Here is a 22,717-nt window from a genome sequence, read left to right on the forward strand (position 1 = left end):
CGAGCCCCGCGAACAGCGTCGGTCCGCCGGGGGCAGAACCTGACAACGGCCGCAGAGTATGCCCCACCGGGGGGCTTGTGGCAAGACCCCTTTCGTCCTGCAGAATCTCTGACCGAAGCCGTGCCAACAACCGCGTGGCGGGCCATTCAGAATGGGGAGAACCATGATCTCGACCGAGGAACGTTATCGGAAGCGCCGCATTGAGATCGACGAGCTGGAAATGGCCTACGTCGACGAGGGAGAAGGCGATCCGATCGTCTTTCTGCACGGCAACCCGACGTCGTCATATGTATGGCGAAACGTCATCCCGCACCTGACCGGCAATGGGCGCTGCATCGCCCCTGACCTGATCGGGATGGGCGATTCCGCGAAACTCCCGGACAGCGGGCCGGGCTCATACCGATTTGTCGAACACCGCCGCTATCTCGACGCGTTCCTCCGGGCCCTCGGCGTACGTGAGCGGGTGGTGCTGGTGCTGCAGGACTGGGGTTCGGCCCTTGGTTTCGACTGGGCCTGCCGTCATCCTGCCGCGGTCCGGGGCATCGCCTACATGGAGGCATTCGTGACCCCGATCCCCTCGTGGAGCGACTGGCCGGAGGCCGCGGTGGCCTTCTTCCAGGCGATTCGCTCCGACGTGGGAGAGGAGATGGTCATCGACCGGAACATCTTCGTCGACGACGTCCTGCCCTCGGAGGTGCTGCGAGGGCTGTCGGAGGAGGCGATGGCCGTCTACCGCCGTCCCTACACGGAACCGGGCGAGTCGCGTCGGCCGACGCTCACCTGGCCGCGTGAGGTTCCCGTCGCGGGCGAACCCCGCGACGTCCACGACATCATCACGCGTTATGCGGAATGGCTCGCTGATTCGCCGGTTCCCAAACTGTTCGTCGAAGCGGTTCCGGGAACGATGTTCGAAACACATAGGGCCATCGCCCGTTCGTGGCCGAATCAGGCACATGTCACGATGAAGGGCGGCCACATGGTGCAGGAAGACGCGCCCGATGAGATCGGAAATGCCATCGCCTCCTGGCTGCGGGATCTCTCTTCGTGACTGGGTCGGCCGCCGCGTGTGAGAAGCCTTTTCCGTTACGGCTCCGTCCACCCGGCTCGGGCGCTGTTCCGATCTCGGCGTCCGCATGCGAGGTCTCGTGGAGGACTCTCCACCGAATTGGACGCGCTAGCGTTTGGTCAAACTCTCGATCGACCAGGCGACGCTCCGGCCCTTATCGGCTGGTATCACCACTTCTCAAACACGCTCTGAGAGGGGTGGCGTGAGGAGAGGCTCCCGATAACACAGCGGTCGGCCAAGGTCCGGCGCCCCGGCCGGAGAGCCTCGTTGCGGATCTCGCGAAAGACTCCTTGCCGGTCATGCGCAGGCCCGAGCAGCTTCCGGAGGGCGCAGGCCGGTGGTCGCGGACCGTACGCGAAGGCCCTGGGGCGCGTTTTCCCAGGCGGGCCGGGGATTGCTGAGGCGTGTGGAACGATTCCGGGGCTGGGACGACGGAGGACTCCGAGGAGTCCCGGGGCCTGTCGGTGTGCGGTGCCGAGGTCACGCGGTGAGCGCGTCAGGCTGCGGCGCGGCGCTGGCCATGCCCTGTGGCGGCGTCCTCTCCTATTCTGGCGATCATGCGTGCTCGCCTGAATCAGATCGTGATTGATTGCCGTCATCCGGAGACGCTCGTCCTGTTCTGGGCGGCGTTGCTCGGAGGCAGTCCCGTCCATCGCGCTCGGGGATGGTCGCATGTCGAACCGCCGGGCTTCGTACGTCTGGCCTTCCAGCCCGTTGAGGAGCAGAGGGCCGGCAAGAACCGGCTGCACTTTGACATCGAAGTCGATGAGCTCGAACCAGCCATCGCCGCAGCCCTTCGTCTGGGCGCGGTCCGTGTCGGAGAGATCGTCGGCGACGACCTCGGCTCCTACCAGGTAATGCTCGACCCCGAGGGCAACGAGTTCTGCCTGGTCTGCGACTGACGCCGATTCCCCGCTCGTGCCGGTGCCGCACCGATGCGGCACTGCGATCGCCATGCCGCAGCCGGCAGTCGTACGCGGTTGGGGGCGATCGCCGGTCCGGGGCTCCGTTCCTGATGACGGTGCCGGCGCGTTCCTCGATACGGTCACGGGTGCCGGATGCCTGCTCCGTTCCAGGATCTTCGAGTCGAGGTCAGGCCGTACCACTCGCGTGCCGGTACGGACAGGCAAGCAGGAGGAATCACGGGGACGATCACGTCCACGGCGGTGGTGTACGGGTTTCCCCGGGTAACGGGCTCGGACAACCCGCTCCTCCACGCGCGGGGCAGCCCCGCGAGGCAGTGCTTCGCGGGGCTGCCGTTGCCCGTCGGGGCTAGTCGCCGCTGCGGCTAGCCGCCGGAGCCGCCGTTGCAGTACTGCTGGTCCCACCTCGCGGTCCTGTAGTCGTAGCAGTAGTAGCAGCCATCATCCCTCCACTTGCACAGGTTGGGATTGAGGGAGGTGAGGGTGCCGTGCTGGGCCGACGCACAGGCGCCTGGCGTGGAGGCCTGCGCGGTGCCGGTGACGCTTCCGGTGACGAGGAGCGTGGACGCCGCCAACGCGACGGCGAAGAGCAAACGCTTGAGCATCAGAGATCACTCCCTGAGGTGAGGACCGAACCCCGATTGACGGGGATGACGAGCGTCGGTTCCGGGTCCCGGGATACACCGATGCGGCGCTGAACATCACTCACACTAATCGCTTGATCAGACGAAATCTCCCAGCCAGAGGCAAAAAGTTATTTCTGCCACATCACTACATAAATGTGATTATCCGCATCCACTAGAGAAAAGGGGCATTTCACCCCAACTGGCCGCTACGAGCCTCCGAGCCGCAGATTCGTGCCGCTGACGGCGGCCTGGATGCACTTCCCCGGGGCTTCCAACAGGGCGCCACAGAGACGGAAAATGACAGGCAAGGAAACCGGCGATATTGCCGGCAGACTCCTGGAAAGAGAGATCACATGAGGTCCGTAACCGGCTGCGGTGGAAGCCTCATCGTCCCGCCGCCACGCCCCGGGCAAGAGGAGCGGGCCGGCTCCTACGGGTCAGGCCCGTCTGGGACCGTCGGCATCCGATGATCGAGAAAGAACGATCGGTCAACGTACGCGCGAAGACGGGCTTGCCCCTCCGTCCCCGGCCCGCCGCCGCTTCCCGGTGGATCGAGGCGGACGGGAGGATCGGGCAGGGGAAGTCGTGCGTGTCCACGCAGGATGTACGGCTTGATCACGTGCCGTCAAGGCCGACACCATGATCTCTGTCGACCGCCTGCAAACGCAGAAGCGGCCGCAGCACACCTGAGGAAACCGGCCAGGATGTACGGTGCTGTGGAGGAGGGCAGACGTCATATGGCAGACGAGCAGATTACGACAATCGGCAGATGCTATGGATGCAAGCGCACCTTCAGTTTTATCCCTGCGAGCGTCACGGCAGTCACGATCGACCCCGAGACCGGTCTTCCTCCCGGCATGACGGTGTTGGGTACCTCCCGCGAGCCGACACCGGAAGCGACGGACAGATCGGTCGAGGAACCCATCTGCCCCGACTGCGTGAACAAGGCGAAACAGCTCCGAGAATTCATGCATCCGCCCGCCCTCCCATTCGAGAAGTGGCAGAGCAACCCTGGTCGTGACTGACGCCTGGACCTGATCGAAGGCGTCTTGGGTTGCAGGTCACCGCCGTATCATGCCGTTCCAGATGGGCCGGGCGAGGTGGTCAGGACTGTGATGGCGGTAAGCGGGCATGAGAAAATCCTGGCCGGCGGCCATGTCCGTCTTGATTGACGGCCACCTGGTTCCCGGTGGACGGTCAGGAGAAATCCTGACGGGCAGCCGCCCCCACCTCGGGTTCAGTGGTGTGATCCAGGCATATGTCGGCTTGAGATGACCCACCTTGAGGACTGCGGCGACAGGCTCGACTGCCATGTCACGCACCGCGGCAAGGGCGCCTAGGTAGTTGTCCCGCTCAGGGACGCCCCGAGCGCAGTCGTCATATACAGAACGTTGCGCCCGGATCGCTCCCGCGCCACCAGCCCGCTCTCACGCAGCACCCCGAGATGCTGCGACACCGCACTGGGCGTGACGCCGAGCGCACGAGCCAGGTCCGTCGTCGTCGCGGGAGAACGCAGTGCCTCCAGAAGTTCGGCCCGCGCCCGACCGAGCAACCGGACCGCACTACCCGCCGGCGGTCGTGTTCCCGCGGTCCACAACGCCCCGACGCCCCGTGCCGGATACCGCACCGTGGTCTGCGTGGAGGTGCTCTTCTTGATCAGCACATAGGGCGAACCGAGAACGACCGGCATGAGGACCAGCCCACCCGGACCGCGATTCACGACCCGCTCGGTCCGCCGGCGCGCTTCCTGAAGCACCAGCCGACCGTCGCACCAGCGCAGATCCGGGTGCAGATCGGCGAACAACCTCTCCGCACCACCCGCGGCCAGCTGCTTGGCACGATAGATGACGTCCGCATCGAGTACGGCCCGGATCCGTGACCAGTGCGGCACGATGAGCCGGTCGTGTGCCGCACGCAGTTCCGCGGCGATCACACGCAGGCCTGCCGCCGGCTGCGCGGCGAGTGCGGCGACGGCGTCGGGGAGTTCTTCGCCGAACACCCGCCGGAGGCTGGCCCGCGCCTGACGAGCGGTCGTCCTTTGCAACGCTGCCAGGTCGTCCTCGATGGATGCCCCTGCGCCGAGTGGGGCGGGGACCAGGAACTCCGGCCAGCTCGGCCGGTCATTCACGATCAGCGGCAAGGTGTGCGAGAGGTCGAGCGGATGTCCGGCGAGCTCGTCTGTCGCCCACCGCAGCCACCGCAGGTTGATCGGATGCCGATCGACATCACCCAGCTGCTGCAGGCCGGACACCGTCTCAGACAGCGGTGAGATCGCCAATCGCGTCGCCGCCAGCTCGGCCACGCCGAGATCGATCGTCAGAGCCATGGACCGACTATGTAGCAATGGGCTAAATGCTGTCGCGGCGACGCCCGGCGCCGGAGGATCCCGGCATGAAGCAGGACATGACACAGGCCGACGCCGAGCCACGCTTGTCCGCGGCCTACTGGCGGTTGTGGTGGGCGACGGGCATCAACAGCATCGGTGACGGGGCATTCGCCGCGGCTGTCCCGCTGCTGGCCGTCACGATCACGCACGACCCGCGGCTCGTGTCGGTCGTATCCGCGGCGACGTATCTGCCCTGGCTGCTGCTGTCGCTCCCCGTCGGTGCGCTCGTCGACCGGCACGACCGCGCCGGCCTCATGTGGCGCTCGCAGGCGATCCAGGCGGTGATCGTCAGCGGCATCGCCATCCTTGCCGCGTTCGGCCACATCGGCATCCCGGTGCTCGCGGTCATGGCCTTCGGGCTGGGGGTGTGCGAGATCGTTTTCGCCGGCGCGGCGCATGCGATCTTGCCGGACATCGTCGCCAGGCCCCTGCTGCACAAGGCGAACGGCCATCAGCAGACGATCGCAACGATCGGCTACCAGTTCCTGGGACCACCGCTCGGCAGCCTGCTGTTCGCGGTCGCCGTGGCGTCGCCGTTCGGGATGGACGCCGCCTCCTTCGCCCTGTCCGCCGCACTGCTGGCGACATTGCCCAGGCACAGGCACCGGCGGATCGAGCACCCACCGATGCGTACGGCGATCGCGGAGGGCCTGCGCCGGCTGGCCCGTCACCGGCTGCTGCGCACCCTCGCGGTCCTGCTCGGGGTCAACACCTTCTGCGGCCAACTGGGCAACGTCACACTCGTCCTGCTGGCGACCCGGACGCTGCACCTCGACACGCGCGGTTACGGCCTGCTGCTCGCCGGCGCCGCGGTCGGCAGCCTGCTCGGCGGCCTGGTCAGTGCGCGCGTCGTCAACAGGGTCGGCGCGCTTCCCGCGCTCCTCACCGCGCTCGCCACGAACGTCGTCGTCTTCGTCGGGATCGGGCTGAGCCCGAACGCGATCGTGCTCGGCGCCCTGCTGGCCGTCAACGGCTTCGTCATCACGCTGTGGACCATCGTGACCGTCAGCCTCCGGCAGCAGGCCGTACCGTCCGAGATGCTCGGCCGGGTCAACAGCGTCTACAAGATGATCGGCTGGGGACTGATCCCGCTCGGGGGACTGGCCGGCGGACTGGTGGCGCACACGTTCGGGTTGCGCGCGCCGTACCCCGTCGCGGGTGTGCTGCGAGGGGTCGCCTTGCTGATCGCGATGCCCGTACTGATCCGCGCCATGCGTGACCAGTGATCGGGCGACGACTCGCTGCCGCCCGCGATCATCACGGCCTTGACCGAGATCCTCCCCGGGGTGGCTCCGCTCACGCCCGGTGGCAGTGAGGCCTCAGAAGAGTTGACCGCCCACCAGGAGAACTGCCGATCCCCTCAGATCGTGGAGACGTGGCGTCGTCGAGCAGTCCGGGAAAGCGGAACGAGCTCAGTTCACCAAGAACGTACAGCGTGGATGCTCCGTTCTTCAGGGCGAGGAGAAAACGCGGAACGGCGAAGCATTGAATGACATACTCAATGCATGCTGGTGACGGAGATGCTGAAGCTCGCCCCGAGCGCCGAGCAGTGCGAGGCGCTGCTGGCGACGATGCGGGCATGCAACGTCGCCGCCAATCACACCGCCGAGGTAGCGTTCGAGCACCGCACCGCCAACAAGATCGCCTTGCAGAAGCTGATGTACGCCGATCTGCGAGCCGAGTTCGGCTTGTCGGCGCAGATGGCCATCCGGTCGATCGCCAAGGCATGTGAGGCGTACAAACGGGACAAGAAGATCAAGCCGGTGTTTCGCGAATTGGGTGCGGTCGCCTATGACCAGCGAATCCTGTCCTGGAAGGGGCGCGACCGGGTCAGCATCCTCACCCTCACGGGCCGGATCGTCGTCCCGGTGGTGTATCAGGGGCGATGGTTGGCCACTACCGGGGCGACCATGCGCGGGCAGGCCGATCTCGTCTACCGGGACGGCGCGTTCTACCTGGCCGCCGTAATCGACGTTCCCGAACCACCGCAGGGTGATGAGCCGGACGAGTGGCTGGGCGTGGATCTCGGCATCGTGAACCTGGCCACCGACTCCACCGGCGAAGCACACACCGGCAAGGGCGTGCGGGCCGTCCGGCGGCGTAACGCCCGCCTGCGGGCACGCCTGCAAGCCAAGGCAACCAAGTCCGCCAAACGCCTCCTGAAGAAGCGCAAGCGCAAGGAGTCCCGGTTCGCCCGGGACGTCAACCACGTGATCAGCAAGCATCTGGTCGGCAAGGCCAAAGACACCCAGACGGGGATCGCCCTCGAAGACCTTGAAGGCATCCGCGACCGGGTAACGGTTCGTAAGGCTCAGCGTGCCGACCACCACTCGTGGGCCTTCCACCAGCTCCGCACGTTCGTGACCTATAAGGCCGCCATCACCGGCGTGCCCGTGCGTCTGGTCGACCCCCGCGACACCTCCCGCACCTGCCATCGGTGCGGGCACTGCGACAAGCGCAACCGTCCCAACCGGGACGACTTCAAGTGCCTCGGCTGCGGGTTCGCCGGCCCCGCCGACTACAACGCTGCGATCAACATTGGTCGCAGGGCAGTGAGTCACGCTGCCGACGACGCGGCCTAAACCGTGCACCCCATGCACGGTAAGGAGCTGCAAGCTCGGTCCTTCAGGGCCGAGAAGCTGACTTCAACGTGTGCTTGCACGTATTCTCACCGCCATCGTTGGTGGCGACCTCCTTGCCGTCGACAAGGATGCGGCACTTGGCCGGTTCGAGCATGCCTTTGGAGTCGCGGACCGCGCCGGGGATGACGGAGATCAGGTATCCGGCTTCCTGTTCAGCCGCGGTCAGGTCGATTGCCACGGTCTTCTTCCAGGGGAGGGTGACATCCGACTCGCTACCGTTGGTGTCGGCGAAATAGGCGATCGGCTGGTAGATCTTGCCCTTGCCGTTCACCTCCAGGGTGACCTCGTAGGCCTTCGTCTGGGGCGCGGAGGATCGCGCGGGTGATTGGCTCGACGCGGGAGTCGCGGCGGAGGGCGACGCGGCCGCTGTCTCATCGGTGCCACCACAGGCGGCAACGGCGAGAACAACCACTGCGAGCAGTCCAGGAACTCGCCCGTTCATCATCAATTTGGACATGACGATCAAGATTACCGGTGTCCGCGAACGGTTGCGCGCCGCCCGGTGCCGAACGCGTCATCCGATCCGGCCCGCAGAAGATCATCGAAGCGAGGTGCGTCACTTCTTCTCCGACAGACGTTGCCGGGCCATCTCCCAGGGCCGGGGCTCCGCCGGCTCGGCGTCTTCGGCGGGGTCTTCCTCGTACCAGCCCGCCCCGGCGAGCCAGGTCTCCAGCCAGCCGGCCAGGCTCTCGGCGTCGAGGTACCACGCGTGGTGCCAGTCGTCCTCGATCCCGTTCGGCTCGAAGAGCAGCACGGTGCCCTCAGAGCTCCGGCAGTCCACGGCGGCGTACATGCCGCATCCCCAGTCCATGATCGGCAGGATGCCCGCCGGCCAGTACGGGCTGCCCCCGGACACCGACCCCGCGCGTTCCTTGTGATAGGTGGCCACAGCCGTACGGCCGTCCCCCAGAAGCGGGAAAAGCTGGTAGTCGGGGCCGAAACAGCCGTTGGCGACCTCGTGGTAGAGCCTTGCGAGCACCGGCGGCAGGGCGAAGCCCAGCGATTCCTCCGCCCGTGCCAACTCCTGCGCCGTCACAGCGGCGGGCAACCGCTCCACTGTCGCACCCGCCTCCGCGGACACTCGCCGAAGAAGATCATCGATGTCTGTCACGACGATGATCCTGCCATCCGCACACGACAGTTCCCCCGGTCGGAAACGACGGTTCCCCCCGGTTGGCGAGGAGGCCGGACGGCGATCCGGGGAGCCTCCGCGAGGTGCGTTCCCCTCGGCCGGGACACCCGTGCCCCGCGCTTCGCCGAACTCCCCGCCCCAGCCGGATGGCCGGACATCCGCTCATGCCGAGTCGAGGGCGATCGCGAGCGTGTGCTCGGGGCTTCCGCCATACGCCCCTGGCAGCGGCTTCCCGTGCGTAGGTGCCGGAGCCCTTCCCGGGGCGTTCGAGCATTCCTCCCGCGCGACGCCAGAGAGCATGATGCCGTATGCAGCGGCCGTCGACAGCGGCACTGACAGCGACCGGGCCGGACGGAGACGTCCGCCGCTCCCGCATCCGGGCCGATGGCCCGGATCTACCGCGATCCAGGGTCGGCGTTTCCCTGCCGAGAGGGTTCTAGCTGGTGAGAGAGTTATTTGTTAAGAAACTTGACAGTGGCGCCGTTGGTCCCGACCATGTAACCACGCGGATCCGTGCACTCATACAGCAGCTCGCTGGCGAGAGAATCCCCGGCCTTGCCAGCGCGCCATCACCCGTACCCTCACCCCCCTCGATCGGCGCAGAGGCTCCGATCGCTCCTGGTTCGGGAGACCTTCATGCGAAACCGACCATCGCGTCTGCTGATGCTGGCAGTATCGCTCCTGCTCGCGGCCGTGGGCGCTCTCATCGCCCAGACTCCGGCCAACGCGGCCAACCTGCTCGTGAATCCGGACTTCGAGACCGGAACCCTCTCGCCCTGGTCCTGCGCCGGCGGGCTGGGGTCAGTGGTCAGTTCCCCGGTCCGCTCCGGCACGAAGGCGCTCGCCGGCGCGGCGAGTGGCTCCGACACCGCCCAATGCAGCCAGTCCGTGACCGTCCGGCCGAGCACCGCCTACACCTTGACCGCCTGGGTCCGCGGCAGCTACGTGTACCTCGGCGTGAACGGCGGCGGGTCCACCTGGACCTCGTCGGCAACGGCATACACGCAGCTCACCGTCCCCTTCACCACCGCGGCCAACCAGACCACCGCCGTGATCTACCTGCACGGCTGGTACGGCCAGGGCACCTACTACGCCGACGACATGAGCTTCGACGGTCCCGGGGCCACGCCGTCCCCCTCGCCGACACCGACACCGACGCCGACACCCACACCCACACCCACACCCACGCCGACACCCACACCTACGCCTACGCCGACACCCACACCAGGTACGACGTGCCCGGTGAAGTCGAGGCCGACCGGCAAGGTCCTCCACGGATACTGGGAGAACTGGGACGGCGCGTCGAATGGTGTGCACCCGCCGCTCGGCTGGATCCCGATCACCGACTCCCGCATCCAGGCCCACGGCTACAACGTGATCAACGCGGCGTTCCCGGTGATCCGCTCCGACGGCACCGCTCTGTGGGAAGACGGTATGGACTCCACCGTCAAGGTCGCCACCCCGGCCGAGATGTGCCAGGCCAAGGCCGCCGGTCTGACGATCCTGATGTCCATCGGCGGAGCGACCGCCGGAATCGACCTCAGCTCCAGCACCGTCGCCGACCGCTTCGTCGCGACCATCGTGCCGATCCTCAAGAAGTACAACTTCGACGGCATCGACATCGACATCGAGACCGGCCTCAGCGGCAGCGGCAACATCAACCAGCTGTCCGCGTCCCAGGCCAACCTCATCCGCATCATCGACGGCGTGCTCGCCCAGATGCCCGCCAACTTCGGCCTGACCATGGCCCCCGAGACGGCGTACGTCACGGGCGGCAGCGTCACCTACGGCTCGATCTGGGGCGCGTACCTGCCGATCATCAAGAAGTACGCCGACAACGGCCGCCTCTGGTGGCTGAACATGCAGTACTACAACGGAAGCATGTACGGCTGCTCCGGTGACTCCTACTCCGCGGGGACGGTTCAGGGATTCACCGCTCAGACCACCTGCCTGGACAAGGGGCTGGTCATCCAGGGCACCACGATCAGGGTCCCCTATGACAAGCAGGTCCCCGGCCTGCCCGCCCAGTCCGGAGCGGGAGGCGGCTACATGGCGCCCTCCCTGGTGAGCCAGAGCTGGAACAGCTTCGGCGGCAACCTCAAGGGTCTGATGACCTGGTCCATCAACTGGGACGGGTCGAAGGGCTGGACGTTCGGCGACAACGTCAAGGGCCTGCAAGGTCGCTGACCGGTGTGCCCGGCCGGACCTGCCGGTACGGGCCCCGGGCGGCACGCCGCCCCGGCTGCGCACGAGCCGGGGCGGCGTGCACTCCCGTCCCTGAACGCCGCACGCTCACGGCGTGATCGTCCCTGAACGCCGCACCCTCCCGGCGTGATCGGTCTCTCAGTTCCTCGTGTAGCGCGGCACGAAACGTCCGTTGTTCCCCTCCAGCTCGTCGGCCGGGATGTCCACGAGAGTCCGGACGACCTTTCCCTTCGCGTTCACGACGACGACCCGGCGAGGGTCCTTCGTCCGGTCGACCAGGATGACGTGGGCGTCGTTGTACCAGCCGATGAGCGTGTTCGCCGCGGGAACCGGGACCGTGGCCCGTCGCCGGCCGGTCACGGTGTCCCACAGGCACGCGGCCGCGCGGCGGTCAGGGCAGGCCGTGACGAACTGCTTCCCCGCCGGAGAGAACGTGTTCTCGTTGCTGCTGGGTTCACCCACGGCCGGGATGGTGCGGACGGTCTTTCCCCTCAGGTCGAAGAAGCGCAGCCCGGCGCCCGAGCCACTCGGGAAGCGCACGGCGACGGTGGACTCGCCGGGGGCCCACATGAAGGGGAACGCGCCGATCCCGCCCGTGTCGACCGAGACGGCCGTCGCCTTGGCCGTCGCCACGTCGACGATGACGAACCCGAGGACCTGCCTCGTGCCGACGGACCGGTCGTAGGTCGTCAACAGGACCCGCCTGCTGTCCGAGGACCAGTACGGGTTGTAGTTGGCCATCGGCTTGCTCACCGTGTGCACCAGGAACTCCTGGCCGGTGGCCTGTTTGATCAGCCGTATGGAGTCGCGGGGGCCCGGCGTGTTCGCCTTGACCCAGGGCAGGACCGCCGTCCAGGCCCCGTCCGGCGAGACCAGCGGCTCCTGGTAGGGACCGATCGACTGGAACTCCCCGCTCTTCGCGTCTCGCGCGTAGGAGCTCGAAACGTCCTTCCGGAGGTGCATGTAGGACGTTATGCGTACCGGGTCTCCGGGGTTCTCGTGCATCCTCAACTTCAGCTCGGGGAGCCGGATCTCCCTGGCCGGGGCGGCGGGCGCATCCGTGACCTCCCGGATGACGGCCGGAGAGGGAGGTGCGGAAACCTTCGCGTCATCGAGGACAGAGCCGCGGACCACGGCGTACACCGCCCCGCCGGAGAGCAGCGCCACCGCCACGGCCACCCCGGCGAGGAGCGTTCTCCCGCGATCTCGCCTGATGAGCGGCGCGGCGGCGAGCTCGGGGCGCTCGGGGCTCCCGGAGGCGACGGCCGTACCCGCCGTGAGCAGATCGCCGTCCAGGCGCCGCTCGCGTGCGCCCAGGAGGCGCAGGAGCGCGTCTTTCGCGGCGGGGCGCTGTCCGGGATCCTTGGACAGACACTCCCCCACGAGATCGCGCAGGTCACCGTCGAGGTCGCCGAGGTCGGGGTCCCTGTGCAGGATCCGGTTGACGATCGCCGGGAGCGAGTCCACGCCGAACGGCGGCTTTCCGGTGGCCGCGAACACCATGGTCGAGCCCCAGGCGAACAGGTCCGCGGGCGGTCCCACCAGAGCGGATTCGAGCTGCTCCGGCGCCATGTACGGCGGTGTGCCCACCACGCCGGAACCGGTGGCCGAGGCGTCCAGCGCGCGGGCGATACCGAAGTCGATCACGCGGGGCCCGTCCCGGCCGAGCAGGACGTTGCTCGGCTTGAAGTCCCGGTGCACCACGCCCGCTCGGTGGATGGCGCTCAGCGCGGTCATCGTGCCCACGGCGAGTCTCCGCAGCCGGGCCTCCCGCAGCGGGCCTTCGGTGTCGACGACCTGCTGGAGCGTGGGTCCCGCGATGTATTCGCTGACGATGTAGGGCTGGGCGCCGAACATGCCCGTCTCGACGACCTGGGCGGTGCAGAAGGGGGCCACCCGGCTCAGGATCTCGATCTCCCGGAGGGGGCCCGGCGCCGTGCCCGCCCGTCCGTCCTCCATGCCCGGACCCTCCGTGCCCGGGCTCTGGCGCAGGAGCTTGACGGCGACGCGTTCCCCGGAGGGCGAGACGCCCAGGAAGACCGAGCCCTGGCCGCCTTCGCCGACCCGCCCGAGGAGTTCGTAGGCGCCGACGTACGAGGGGTCGTCCGCGCGCAGAGGAGCGAGGTCCGTCATGGCCGGCTTACTTCCGGGCGAATCTGAACTGGACGAGCTTGGCGTTCTTCTTGGTGATCTCGGCCAGGGCGCGGACCACCTTGCCGTGGAGATCCACGACGACGTATCTGTAGGGGTCCTTCCGTGGATCGCGGACGATCAGGTGGTGATCGTCCCACCAGCCCACTATCGCGGTGTCGCCGTCCCAGATCGGGACCGAGGCCGTCCTGTTGCCGGTCTTGACATCCCACACGCATCCGGCGCTCAGCTTGCCCTTGTTCTCCGGGCAGTAGGTGTAGAAACGCGTGCCCGAAGGGGAGAAGATCCCGGGACCGGGGATCAGCCCCACCCAGGGCATGGTGCGCACGACCTTCCCGCTCTGGTCGCGGAACCGCAGTCCGAAGGCCGGCTTCTTGTGCTCGTAGGCGCCGACGACAAGGGTTCCGTCGGGGCTCCAGTCGAAGTTGCCGTAGCCGTCCCGCTGGTCGTCGGTCTTGACGACGGTCGCCCTGCGGGTGCCGACGTCCACGACGACGAACCCCGCGGGATACTGCACCTCCTGCTTCACGTCGAACTCGTAGAAGGTGAGGAGCAACCGCCGGCTGTCCGGGCTCCACGTCCCCGAAAGCCCTCTCAGCGGCTGCTTGAGCGTGTCCACCGAGAACTTCTCGCCGGTGGCCCGGTTGATGAAGGTGACGTAGTCATAGCTCGACGCGGCGAACTTGAGCCAGGGGTTGACCGCGACCCACTTGCCGTCCGGTGAGACCGTGGGGTCGCCGAAGTCGGCGTTCTGCGCGATCAGGCGGAACGCCTCACCGCCCGGCTCGCGCGCGTATGTGCTGTAGACCGGCCCTTTGTTGTCGGTGATGAAGTAAGAGACCAGCCGGACCGGGTCCGCCGGGTTCTCGTGCAGCGTGAACCTCGCTCCCGGAGCCTTCACCTCCTTCGTGGCCGCCGGAGGAGGGGTCGGTGACGCCTCGATGACGACGGAGGACGGGGAGGGGACAGGGGTGGGAGACGGCGCGGCCACCGGGACGGGAGCCGCGCGGGGTGTCAACGCGTAGACGGCCCCGCCCGAGACGAGCGCGATGGCCACGGCGGCGGCGCCGAGAACCACCGAGCGGCGGCGCCGGCCCGGCTGGGACGGGGGCGGGAGCCGTACACGCGTGGCCGGATCGGGCGGCGGGGCGGACCGGAGATCCGGGCCGGAGGGGGCCGGGACGGAGGGGACCGGCTCGGCGATCGCGAGGATCTGGGAGTGTCCGACCAGCCTGAGCAGGACGTCGCTCGCGGCAGGCCTGTTCCGGGGGTCCTTGGCCAGGCAGTCGGCCACCAGGCCACGGAGATCGTCGTCCAGGACGGTGAGGTCCGGATCGCTCCCGAGGACCCGATTGATCGTCCCCGACATGGAACCCGCCTCGAAGGGCGACCGCCCGGATGCCGCGAAGAGCATGGTGGCGCCCCACGCGAACAGATCGGCCGCCGGCCCCACGGGTTCGCCTTCCAGCTGCTCCGGCGTCAGGTAGGCGGGCATGCCGACCGACCGCGTGGTGCTGGCGGCACTGGCGTCGAGCGCCTCGGCGATGCCGAAGTCGACCACTCTCGGCCCGTCCGGGCCGAGCAGCACGCTGCCCGGGTTGAAGTCGCGATGGACGATCCCGGCCTGATGGATGGCGACCAGGGCCGTCATCGTGCCGATGGCGAGCCGGTACAGCGCCGCGCCGCGCAGCGGACCGTCGTCCTCGACGGCCTTGCGCAGGGTGGGGCCGTCGATGTATTCGCTGACCACGTACGGCCGATCGCCCGCCAGGCCGGTCTCGACGACCTGCGCGGTGCAGAAGGCGGACACCTGCCGCAGTTCCTCGACCTTGCGCAGGAACCGTTCGCTCCCGGTCAGGTCGGCGTGAACGAGCTTGACGGCGACCTGCTCCCCTTCCGGCCCCGTCCCCAGATAGACGGTGCTCTTCCCGCCCTCACTGAGCTTTCCGACAATCCGGTATACGCCTAAATAAGGAGGATCATCCGAGCGAAGGGGGTCGACCTCCGGCATATCGGGCTTCTCCTTAAAAAGCTCGTCTGCAGATCATCAACTATCCACACAGATCTCCATGACGGCAAGCCCATCGCATCCTGTCGCGGACGGAAAGGCTTCCACAGAAAAGATCTCAGGTAATAGCGAAATAGGTGAAATCTACGCCTGCCGTCGGTCACTCGATCACTCGATCAGTCCGTCACCTCTCCTCCGTCTCGCTCCGGCTCGCTCCGTCGCGCTCCATCTTGCTTCGGCTCGCTCCGGCTCGCAGCGGGGAGCGCGACCGCGGCGGGACGGCTCGGGCGGACCCGGCCGGCGCGCGGCGCGCACGGGCGCGCCACCGCCTGCCTCCTCCGCCCCGTCACTCGCCGGTGCCGCCGGGGCTGGGAGCGGGGCTCATGGTTCCCTCATGACCGGGGCCCATGCTGCCACCCGGGCTGGGGCTCATGGTCTCGCCCGGGCTGGGGCTCATGGTGCCACTGGGGCTGGGGCTGGGGCTCATGGTGCCGCCACGGGCTTTCCGGAGCAGGTTCAGGTGCTCCCGCACCACCGGCCTGGCGTCCTCGGCGAGCTGCTTCACCTCGGGAGAGGAACCTTCGCTCAGCTCCTGGTCCAGGCGTTCGAGGGTCTGGCGGTGGCCGCTGATCATCGCAGCCAGCCACACGTTGTCGAAGACCTGCCCGGTCAGCCTCGACAGCTCGGCGAGATCCTCGCGCTGGCTGGCATTCGGATTGTCGGGCAGCGGCACCTCGGCCTTCTGGGCCACCTGCCGTACGCTCTCGTCCAGCTTCGTATGGTCGTCGACCAGCATCTTCCCGAGGTCGCTTATGCTCCGGTCCGTCGATCTCTGTTGAGCGAGATTCCCCGCTTGGATCTCGGTCAGATCGACCCGATGCAACTGCACCAGAAACTTCTTGTCCTGCTCGTTGAGATCCGGCTGAGCGGCGACGGCTCCGGCGGTGCCGCCCAGCGTGACGGCCGCGACGGCCAGCAGGACGATAATCCTTCGGATCATTGAATCCTCCATCAGCGCACGAGTGGAATAGGACTTTCTCCACATATGCACCGATATTCACTGATGTAGCAGTATTTAGGTGAAAATGCTGTTAAAGTCCGCCGAAAGGCGTCGGGCGGTTCCCGGACCGCACGCTGTCGCGCGGGCGCCGTCGCGGCGACAGGAAAAGCGGGCCCCGGCACACCATCGTGCGCCAGGGCCCGCTACCGTCCGCCCGGTTGCTCACCGGCTTCCGGATCGGGTCAGAAGAACCCTCCGAGACCGCCGAAGAGGTCGTCCAGCCCGCTCTGGTCGAAGAAACGGACCGTCCGGGCCGAGGTCTCGGCGATGGAGCCCGGCCTCGTCAGCCCAGGCTCCTGCTCCAGCGGCTTGTAGTCCTGTCTGATACCCCGCCCCGAGCCCGAGGGCCGCAACATGTTCGGCGGTGGCGCTCCATCCGGGTACATCTTCCCGTTGCGGAACACCGAGACGGACTGGGTCGGCTGTGACACGCCGTTGTTGCCGTACACCTGCCCCTCCCTCACGGCGGGCGAGCGGGTCGCCTTGGGTGGCGACTGCCGTTGGGCGGCCCTGTGGCTGGTCGGCCGGCTGGCGGGACGCGGGCGGGAGGCCCTGGCCGGGAGCCTGGTCACGCGCCCGCCGGTCACCTTCCTCACGTGCGCCCTGGTCCGCCTCGCGGCCTGCCTGGACTGGCGCGCGGCCTTCGCGGCCCTGCGCTTGCGCGCCGCTTCGGCGGCCTTCCTGCGCATCTCCTCCGCCTTCTTCTTGGCCGCCTCCGCCTTCTTCCTCTTGGCGAGCTCCTTCGCCTTCCGCTTGGCCGCCTCCGCCGCTTTCTTCCTGGCCGCCGCGAGCGCCCTTCTCTTGGCCGCCTCGGCGGCTTTCTTCTTGGCCAGGGCGATGGCCCGCTGCCTGGCCAGGCGGATGGCGGCCCGCCTGGCCGCCTGCTGGGCGAGCTTCCTGAGCAGCGCCCGCGCCGCGATCCTGGCCGCGATCCCGACGACGAACCAGACGAGCTGCCCGTCGGGGTCGCTCATGGTGACGGGGCTGTTGTTGGCGTAGGCGTAGGCGTTGAGCTGCTGCGGATCCTCCACGTCGACGACGGGGTCGACGGACAGGAACCGCCCGTTCCCGGGGTCGTACTCGCGGGCCCCGAGCTGGACGAGCCCGGTCGTCTGGTCCTTGACGCCTCCGACGAATCCGCGCTGGCCCGGCCACCACGGCGGCGGGGAGCCGCGATCCTCGCCGAACGGCGTCGTCCTCCGTACCGCCAGGTCGCCGTTGCCGGCGTTGAGGGCGGCCTGAGCCGTGCCCTGGTGGTCGGAGGCCAGGAAGTAGACCTGGTTGTCGGGCGTGCGCACCGCCACCGGCTCGCCGTTGACGGTGTAGTAGCGGGTGCACTCGACGACGCCCTTGGCGTTGTCGAGCCGCAGCTCCATGTCGTCGATGTAGAGCGTCGAGTCCGCCGGCGTCTTGCGGAGCAGCCGGCCGCCGTCGGCGTCGTACACGAACGAGGTGGTCCTGCCCGCCTCGGCCACCGACTCCAGGTTGCCCTCGGCGTCCCAGACCAGGGTCTGGCCGGCGGTTCCGACCTTGCGCCCGGTGGTGTTCCCCGCCGCGTCGTAGGTGAACGTGTCCGTCCCCACCGACTGGAGGGCGTGCGGCTGCTTCTCGCCGGCCTTGGGGTAGGTGGAGGTGCGGACGGACTCCGGGCGTCCGCCGAACGCGTGCCGAGTCTCCTTGATCCGATTCCCGGTGACGTCGTAGGCGTAGCTGGTCGCGTACGGCGCCACACCGCCGATCCTGTCCGACCGCGGCGAACCGCTCGCGCAGTCGTCGGTGGCCGTCCACGCCGAGGTCAGGCGGCGCAGATGGTCGTAGGTGAAGCACTGGGTGTCCCTCGGCTGGCCGCCCGCCGTATCGGTGATCCTGGTGATGTTGCCGGCGGGGTCGTAGGCGTAGTTGAGATCCAGGTCGGCCGACGGGGCGGACTCGCGGTCCAGCCGCGTCCGGGTCAGCCGCTGGGTGCTCTCGTCGTGGGTGTAGGTGAGCCAGCTCTTCCTGCCGCCCGTGCTCAGCTCGTACTGCAGGGTCTCGCCGAGCTTGGAGTAGCGGGCGGCCGTGACGTACGACGACAGGCCGGTGACCTTGGTCGGCTGGCCCAGCCCGTCGTAGGTGTAGACGACCGATTCCGCCTCCAGCCCGCCCGCGGCCGGGAAGCTGACCGACTGGATCTGGTCGTCGAGGGTGTAGCGGGAGTTGAGCACGTACGATCCGGCCAGCTTGCCTTCCCGCGCCGGGACGGTGACGGTCTGCCGCAGGGCGCGGTACTCGGCGTCGATCACGTTGATCTCGGCCTTGTACGCCTCACCGCCGAGGTAGCGGATGCTGGCGTTCAGATGCCCCTTGGCCAGCGCGTCGTACTTCCACTCCGCGAGCAGCGGGCCGTCCTTGGAGCCCTCGTGGGTCTCCAGCTTGCGGCCCAGCGCGTCGTAGACGTACGCGAGGGTCCTGCCGCGGGCGTCGGTGGAGGTGAGCATCTCGTCGGCGTCGTTGTAGGTGAACGTGGTGACGCCCTTGTCGGGGTCCTCGGTCCTGATCTCCCGTCCGCGCAGGTCGTAGGTGTGCCGCCACACGTTGCCGGCGGGGTCGGTCACGCTGGCCAGCCGGCCAGCGTCGTCGTAGGTGTACTTGGTCGCGTCGTACTCGCCGGTCGGCGTGGCGCCCCTGTACTGCCGCAGCTCGATGAGCCGGTCGTCGGCGTCGCCGATGCGGGTGACGGCGGTGCCGCCGGGGGGAGGCGTGATGTGCACCCGGTCGCCCTGCTGCGCGGCCGTGGCCCGCCACTTCTCCACGCCCTTGACCCGGAAGGTCTGGGCGCCGACCTCGCCGACCCCGTCGTAGACGTAGCCGATCTGGCTGGGCACGTCCGCGTCCGCCACGCCGAGCAGGTCGGTGGACGGCTCGCCGGGGCTGAAGTAGCCGCTGTTGCTCCTGGCCACCTCGCCGAGCGAGTTGTAGAAGGTGTCGGTGATCGTGCGCCCGTCGCGCAGCGCGGGGTCCTGCGTCTGGTCGTCGCGCGGCGCGGGCTCCTGGGTCTGCCGGCTGCGCAGCAGGCCGTCGTAGAGCTCGTGGCTGGTGGTGTAGCCGCCGTCGGCCCGCAGGGTCCTGGTGGTGACGACGTTGGGCCCGTCGGTACGCGTCAGGTAGGAGTACTCGGTGTTGGGCGACTGGCCTGCCGCCCTGCTCCGGTCGCCCTGCCACACCTTGACGAGGCGGCCCAGCGCGTCGTGCTCCATGTCGGTGCGCCGGTTGTTGGCGTCGATCTCGGCCACCGGCTCACCCCAGGCCGGTTCGAGGAAGGTGCGTTCCTCGTGCCCGAGGGGGTTGGTCTCCTTGATCTCGGTCGCCGGGGCTCCGGCGGCCGGCGTGTAGGTGGTGGTGACCTTGGTGCCGGCCGCGTCGGTCTCGCTGGTCGTGCGCCCGTAGGCGTCGTAGGTCAGGGTGGAGTTGGTGACGGTCGCGCCGTCTCCGGACGCGACCTCCTGGATCGTGGTGATGTCGCCCTTGACCGGCCCCTGGCCGTACGGCCTGCCGTCGTACTGCACCCGCTCGTCGGAGATCACGTCATCGGCGGCCAGCCCGGCCACGGCGGTGCCGCACCCCGCGGCGACCTTCTGGATCCTGCTGGTGTAGTCCAGCATCCAGGCCGTGCCGTTGCGGGCGTAGGTGTAGCGCGTGCACTGGTCGTCGTCGGCGGTCGCCAGATCGTTCTGCTCGTCCACCTGGGTGACCAGGCCCTGCTCGTCGTAGGAGCGGGTCTCTCCGGTCCGCCGCCACTTGCCGCCCTCCAGGGCCGTGCGGGTGACCATCGACCTGTCCTCGACGATGTGGGCGGCCTTGGTGACGCCGCCCTGCGTCGACTCGGCGGTCTTCAGCGACCACGGTTCGTCCGTCGACGCGGTCAGGATCGCTCCACCGTCGCCGTCGTAGAGGATCTCCTCCCGCTGGAAACCGGCCAGGTGGTCGAGATCGTCCAGCTTGCCGCCCTCGGAGTCCACGACCTGCGCGCTGCGCTTGGAGCCGTCGGCCAGGCGGTCGCCGTCCATGCCGCGGAAGTACCTGAACTCGGTGAGCGTGCGCCTGCCGTCCTGCCCGTCGCCCTGGCGGACGCGCACCCTGCCGAACCCGCGCCAGTCCGCCCAGGTGCGGTGCTCGGGCTTCACCAGGATGTTGTCGGCGTAGCGCCAGGCGGCTCCGTCGAGGTACTCGTAGTCGGTGACCACCCACGGCGACCCGGCGACCCGGTCCACCTCGACGGTCTGCTTCACGACGTACTTGTGGAACCAGTCGGTGACCTCGCCCTCGTTCTCCGGCGCCCACCGCTGCGGGAAGCAGAGCCGGGTGTTGCGGTCGGCGGCCGGCAGGTCTCCCGGCCTGCAGTCGGCGGGGGCGTAGTTGACCCGGAGATCCCCGCCGCTCTCGTTGTTCACCGTCTGGACCCGCCACTTGACGAGCGGCGCGCGGCCCTCGTCCGCGTCCACCCTGTTGGGGAGCTGGACGCCGGTGAAGGTGATCTTCGGCAGCGTGATCGTGCCGCCCACGTGGCCGCTCTGCTGGAGGGACGCCAGCCAGAGCGAGGGGCTGAGCCCGTCACCCGGCGCCGGGAACGACTGCGTCAGCGTCCAGGAGTCGACGGCGCAGTACGGCTTGCCGGAGCACTTGGCCGTGTCGGTGTTCACCACCTGGGTGGTGACCTTCGCCAGGCGCTTGCGGGAGAAGAACGTCGGTGACAGCCGGTCGGTGCACTTCTCCCCCGATCCGCAGATCTGGTCGAAGGGGACGTCGGGCCAGTGACCCGCCGTCTCCTTCCTGAGCTGGTCGGTGGCGCAGGTGACCGTCCCGCCGGGGACGCACCGTTCGGCGACGTCGAAGACGACCTGGGCCGCGGGCGACCTGGTGAACAGCTCACCCTGCAGGTAGCCGTAGTCGATGCGCCTGAGGTATCCGCCGCGCACGTACTCCGTGCCCAGCTCGGGCTTCATGTTCCGCCCGTAGTGGTTCTTCTCGACCTCGTACCAGTAGGTGGTGGCGTTGCCGTGCGGGTCGGCGGCGAGGTCGAGGTTCCACCGGTACGCCTGCCGGCACCAGGCGGCCGTCCTGTCGCTCTTGTAGCAGGGCTCGCCGCTGTTGTTGCCGAACACCGGCGTCGTCCAGGTGGACGCTGTCTCCGGCTTGCCCGACGCCCATCCGGGCAGGCGGTTGAGCCCGAAGCTGTACTGGGTGCCGTCGGCGGTGGTGACGCGCCAGTACTCACCGTCGTCGTCGCCGTTGACGGCACCCTTCAGATACTCGACGCGGGTCCCGTCGTCGCGCTTGGGCCGCCACTGCTTGGTCGTGGCGTCCTTGACCAGTTCGACGGACGAGCCGCCGAGGACCAGCGTCGCGTTCTCCTGGTCCCAGCACAGGTCGCCGGTCTTCTTGCCGTCGAGCATGCACGACTTGTAGCGGCGCTCGACGTAACCACCCGGGCTCAGCTCGAAACCCTCGCCCACCCAGGACGGCTGGTTGTTGGTGGAGGCGGTGCGGCCGTCCACGCTCTGCGAGGAGTAGGAGATCGACATCTCCGGCTCGTCGCCGCCCAGGGCCGGTGGCGCCCGCAGTTCGTAGCTCCAGCCGAAGTCGCCCGACTGGGAGCCGACGCTCCAGTCGGCCGAGGGGGCGAGCGAGGTGGCCGCGTGGTCGCCCGACGGGCCCGCCGCCGCGGCCGTCACCGCGTACAGCGCGGGCAGGTCGACCTCGGCGGTCAGCGTGCCCGCCTTCGTGTCGTTGTCGCCAGGCACCGGCTCCGGCCGTGGACAGGTGGTCCCGGCCGCGGCGGCGTTCAGGGCGCACTCCTCCAGCCGCACCATCCGCAGCCTGGCGCCGTAGTCGCCGCCGAAGGCGTGGCGGAACCCGGAGTAGTCGATCTCCAGGCGCGTCCTGCCGGACTTCGCCGCTATGCCCTGTCCCGGCGACACCCGCATCGCCAGGCCGAGCAGACCCGTCTGCGCGGTGTCGAGCAGTTCGACGCGGACCCGCTCGGGAGCGGACGCCCTGGCCGCCGCCTTCGGCGTGGCGAGCCGTACGGGGAAGCCCGCTGTCAGGGACCGCGCCTGCGTGTCGCCGGTCGCGTCCAGTTCGACGGCCTGCGGTTTCGGCCAGACGGTGCTCGGCGGCGCCTTCCACGCCTGTTTCTGTGCCGGATCGGCCGCCTGCGGCAGTACGGGGACCCGCTCCCCGCGGACCGGGGTCGCCTTCTGGACGGCCGGGGCGGAGCGTGGCGCGGCACTCGCGGGCATCGCGTGCACCAGCGGCACCACGACGACGACGGCCAGCGTGGCCGCCAGCCGCCGGGGCCACGGCGACCTTCGTACGGGTTTCAGTAAACGATTCCAGTAAGAGTCCGGAGGGGCTGGCTCGGGTGGCAGATCCATTGACTTCACCCAATCTGTGGACGAGTCGAACGGGGGGTGACTGGTTGGACGAGTCGGGCTGAGGGGTGACCGGCTGGACGAGTCGGGCTGAAGGGTGACTGGTTG

The 22,717-nt window shown here is 68.5% G+C and carries 14 protein-coding genes; 6 read left to right on the top strand and 8 right to left on the bottom strand.

The genetic code is table 11. The features are described 5' to 3' along the window. Positions 1-163: 163 nt before the first annotated feature. Together SROS_RS35805 and SROS_RS35810 are read left to right on the top strand one after the other, a co-directional pair. Entirely contained in the window at positions 164-1,048 is an 885-nt protein-coding gene (locus SROS_RS35805; RefSeq protein WP_012893836.1) for a haloalkane dehalogenase, read from the top strand. 575 nt (positions 1,049-1,623) lie between these two features. Beyond that, complete coding sequence (locus SROS_RS35810; protein ID WP_012893837.1) at positions 1,624-1,968, top strand: VOC family protein; 345 nt, start codon at positions 1,624-1,626, stop codon at positions 1,966-1,968. Between the two features lie 386 nt (positions 1,969-2,354). Here the strand turns inward: SROS_RS35810 and SROS_RS35815 are convergent, their stop codons facing one another. Then, entirely contained in the window at positions 2,355-2,594 is a 240-nt protein-coding gene (locus tag SROS_RS35815) for a hypothetical protein (RefSeq protein ID WP_012893838.1), read from the bottom strand. Positions 2,595-3,352: 758 nt separating this feature from the next. On the opposite strand from SROS_RS35815, the gene SROS_RS50245 reads away from it, so the two are divergent. Next, on the top strand, positions 3,353-3,640 hold the full coding sequence (locus SROS_RS50245; RefSeq protein ID WP_012893839.1) for a hypothetical protein: 288 nt from the start codon (positions 3,353-3,355) through the stop codon (positions 3,638-3,640). 311 nt (positions 3,641-3,951) lie between these two features. On the opposite strand, the gene SROS_RS35820 is transcribed toward SROS_RS50245, so the two are convergent. Then, positions 3,952-4,941 carry an ArsR/SmtB family transcription factor gene (locus SROS_RS35820; RefSeq protein WP_012893840.1) on the bottom strand — a complete coding sequence of 330 codons (990 nt, stop codon included), beginning with the start codon at positions 4,939-4,941 and terminating at the stop codon, positions 3,952-3,954. Between the two features lie 65 nt (positions 4,942-5,006). On the opposite strand from SROS_RS35820, the gene SROS_RS35825 reads away from it, so the two are divergent. Continuing rightward, positions 5,007-6,227, top strand: a complete 1,221-nt coding sequence (locus SROS_RS35825; protein ID WP_012893841.1) for an MFS transporter — start codon at positions 5,007-5,009, stop codon at positions 6,225-6,227. Between the two features lie 279 nt (positions 6,228-6,506). Further along, complete coding sequence (locus tag SROS_RS35830) at positions 6,507-7,583, top strand: RNA-guided endonuclease InsQ/TnpB family protein (protein ID WP_012893842.1); 1,077 nt, start codon at positions 6,507-6,509, stop codon at positions 7,581-7,583. Positions 7,584-7,626: 43 nt separating this feature from the next. On the opposite strand, the gene SROS_RS50250 is transcribed toward SROS_RS35830, so the two are convergent. After that, positions 7,627-8,100 carry a hypothetical protein gene (locus SROS_RS50250; protein ID WP_148269309.1) on the bottom strand — a complete coding sequence of 158 codons (474 nt, stop codon included), beginning with the start codon at positions 8,098-8,100 and terminating at the stop codon, positions 7,627-7,629. Between the two features lie 99 nt (positions 8,101-8,199). Further along, the gene (locus SROS_RS35840) at positions 8,200-8,754 is read right to left on the bottom strand and encodes an SMI1/KNR4 family protein (RefSeq protein WP_012893844.1); all 555 of its coding nucleotides are present in this window, start codon (positions 8,752-8,754) and stop codon (positions 8,200-8,202) included. Between the two features lie 684 nt (positions 8,755-9,438). On the opposite strand from SROS_RS35840, the gene SROS_RS35845 reads away from it, so the two are divergent. Further along, positions 9,439-10,962, top strand: a complete 1,524-nt coding sequence (locus SROS_RS35845) for a glycosyl hydrolase family 18 protein (RefSeq protein ID WP_174435273.1) — start codon at positions 9,439-9,441, stop codon at positions 10,960-10,962. Positions 10,963-11,118: 156 nt separating this feature from the next. Here SROS_RS35845 and SROS_RS46445 read toward each other — a convergent pair whose 3' ends face one another. The 4 genes from SROS_RS46445 to SROS_RS35865 all read right to left on the bottom strand — a co-directional run bounded on the left by SROS_RS46445 (position 11,119) and on the right by SROS_RS35865 (position 22,477). After that, positions 11,119-13,113 carry a serine/threonine-protein kinase gene (locus SROS_RS46445; RefSeq protein WP_012893846.1) on the bottom strand — a complete coding sequence of 665 codons (1,995 nt, stop codon included), beginning with the start codon at positions 13,111-13,113 and terminating at the stop codon, positions 11,119-11,121. 7 nt (positions 13,114-13,120) lie between these two features. After that, complete coding sequence (locus tag SROS_RS46450; protein ID WP_012893847.1) at positions 13,121-15,142, bottom strand: serine/threonine protein kinase; 2,022 nt, start codon at positions 15,140-15,142, stop codon at positions 13,121-13,123. Between the two features lie 343 nt (positions 15,143-15,485). Next, complete coding sequence (locus tag SROS_RS35860; RefSeq protein ID WP_012893848.1) at positions 15,486-16,139, bottom strand: DUF4142 domain-containing protein; 654 nt, start codon at positions 16,137-16,139, stop codon at positions 15,486-15,488. A 242-nt stretch (positions 16,140-16,381) separates the two neighbouring features. Then, on the bottom strand, positions 16,382-22,477 hold the full coding sequence (locus SROS_RS35865; protein ID WP_245564784.1) for an RHS repeat domain-containing protein: 6,096 nt from the start codon (positions 22,475-22,477) through the stop codon (positions 16,382-16,384). Positions 22,478-22,717: the final 240 nt, after the last annotated feature.

Source organism: Streptosporangium roseum DSM 43021, assembly GCF_000024865.1.
Taxonomy (GTDB): Bacteria; Actinomycetota; Actinomycetes; order Streptosporangiales; family Streptosporangiaceae; genus Streptosporangium; species Streptosporangium roseum.